At 32.2% G+C, this 2,298-nt stretch carries 2 protein-coding genes; one reads left to right on the top strand and one right to left on the bottom strand.

Annotated elements, in window-relative coordinates; all coding sequences use genetic code 11:
- Window positions 1–10: 10 nt before the first annotated feature.
- Window positions 11–1,081 (bottom strand): metallophosphoesterase, encoded by a 1,071-nt coding sequence (locus tag CKF59_RS07265; RefSeq protein WP_119535263.1) that lies wholly within the window; start codon window positions 1,079–1,081, stop codon window positions 11–13.
- 135 nt (window positions 1,082–1,216) lie between these two features.
- On the opposite strand from CKF59_RS07265, the gene CKF59_RS07260 reads away from it, so the two are divergent.
- On the top strand, window positions 1,217–2,116 hold the full coding sequence (locus CKF59_RS07260; RefSeq protein ID WP_119535262.1) for a DMT family transporter: 900 nt from the start codon (window positions 1,217–1,219) through the stop codon (window positions 2,114–2,116).
- Window positions 2,117–2,298: the final 182 nt, after the last annotated feature.

Raw genomic sequence — 2,298 nt, 5'->3', positions numbered from 1 at the left:
ATTTGTACCTTTAATTTTTACCAGTAACGGTAATAAGAAATACTTCTCGTTGTGAGCCTAAGCGGAAAGGAGAACCCCAGAATCCCCAACCACTAGTGGTAAAAAAGTGACTATTATCTTTTTGTTTATAACCATAAGCTAATTCATACATAGAACCTACAATATAGTTCATAGGGAACATTTGTCCATTATGCGTATGTCCTGAAACTTGAATATCTATATTAGCTTTGGTAGCTTCATCAAGATAAGGTCGATGATCCATGACGATAATAGGTAAGCTCGTATTATAGTTTTTGAGAATTTGCCTGAGGGATTTACGATAAGGATTAGTTTGATCCTCACGACCAACCAAAATAAATCTATCCTCAATTACTACAGCTTGATCTCTGAGTAAAGTAATATTTGCTTTAGCTATAGCTTGGAGGTTTTCTTCTAAAAGACCATAAAACTCATGATTACCTAAAGAGGCATAAACACCAAGAGGGGCTGAAAGTTGTTTTAAATCATCTTCCATTTGGTATTTAAAATATACGCTAGCATCATCATTGATAATATCACCAGGGAGAAGAATTAGATCGGGTTTTAATTGTTGATTTAAGGCTACAAGCTGGCGAATTGCTCGATTACCGACCATGTAATCTAAATGAAGATCAGCAGCGACAAGAATTTTTATGGGACTCGCTAAGGGTTTATTGAGTTGAATATTATAGTTACGAACTGCAGGATAATGGGCATTATACCAAGCATAACCGAGAAGGGCAAAGTAACCTATAGGAAGGAGGCTTTTAAAGAGCAAAGGATATTTAGAGCCTGAAACTTTGTAAAGCACAATCACCACTACCGAAGATAAAAAATACATCCACAGCAAAGTCAAATACATGACAAAAACTGTAAAGCTCCATGGATAGAGGCGATTAATCCCGAGGTATAAAAGAAGATGGCTAAAGATTAAGATAAAAGTATAAATTAGCCACATTACCTTAGTACGATTAGTTACCACCCAACGTATAGTTAAAATGAGAAATATTTGTAAGAACTCAAAAGCTGAGATAATCATGAAAAATATCAACCAACGAGGCATGGTATTTTTCTCCTCTAAAGTAGAATAAAATTGAGATAAGTATCTCAGGTGCGTTATAATGATAACATTTTTTTAATTAGTTTTAATATTTTATACCATTTATTTCTTCAATTTACATAGTTTTTTCTTTAAATCATGCTTTTTTTAGTAATTGCCATTTGTGCTAGCGTATTGGTTTCAGTATTATTAAAAGCCATACGTAATACTAATATAGAAATTCCACAAGTAGTGTTTTGGAATTATATAGTTGCAACCCTTTTAGCTTACTTTACACTTGCTCAACCGCAAGTAAATCTTCAGAGCTTTATTTTAGGAGATTCTTGGTATTTATTTATCTTGCTAGGAATTTTATTTCCAAGCGTGTTTATTTTTATGGGGAAAGCTGTACAAACCTCAGGAGTAGCACGAGCAGATACTGCCAATAGATTATCTCTAGTCTTCGGGATTATTGCAAGTTTTGCGATTTTTGGTCAACAAGCAACTGCTTTTACTTTTATAGGGATCGCACTTGCTTTTATAGCTATTTTTATGCTTTTAAATAAATATAAAGAGAAGACTGGCTTAAGTTTATCTTCACGAGTACCACAAAAGAGTTCTTGGGGATGGTTATTGCTAGTTTGGGTAGGATATGGAGTAATTGATATTCTTTTAAAGCTAATGGCAGTAAAAGATATTATGAGTTTACTCATCGCAATTTTTATTCTTGCTGCCGTAATCATGCTAGGTTATCTTTTAGTAAGAAGAACCAATTTTAATTTAGGTTCAATTATTATTGGAGTTATTTTAGGGGCATTAAATTTTACGAATATAGTTTTCTATATCAAGGCTCATCAAGTACTTCATACACAAACGGCATTGGTGTTTACGACCATGAATATTGGGGTAATTATTCTTTCGATTATTTTAGGAGTATTTTTCTTTAAAGAAAGATTAACTAAATTAAATTTTTGGGGAATGGTTATCGCATTAATAGCCATTGCTTGTTTAGCTTATAATCAAGTGTTAAATCAATATTGGCAAAGTTTATTTGCCTGAAAAAAGTAGCGGTGTTGCCGCTACTTTTTTCTTTATTTTCAAGGTTTTAAAGAAATTGTTGTAACGATTTAGTATTATTTTTGTACTAAAGTACGATACTTACTGCAAAGTTTTAATTATTCTTGTATAATTACAGAATAAATTTGAAAATTATTACTAATATTTAAGCACAGAGACTAATA

The organism is Psittacicella gerlachiana, assembly GCF_003585965.1.
Taxonomy (GTDB): Bacteria; Pseudomonadota; Gammaproteobacteria; order Enterobacterales; family Psittacicellaceae; genus Psittacicella; species Psittacicella gerlachiana.
This window is presented reverse-complemented; position numbering and strand designations above follow the sequence as displayed.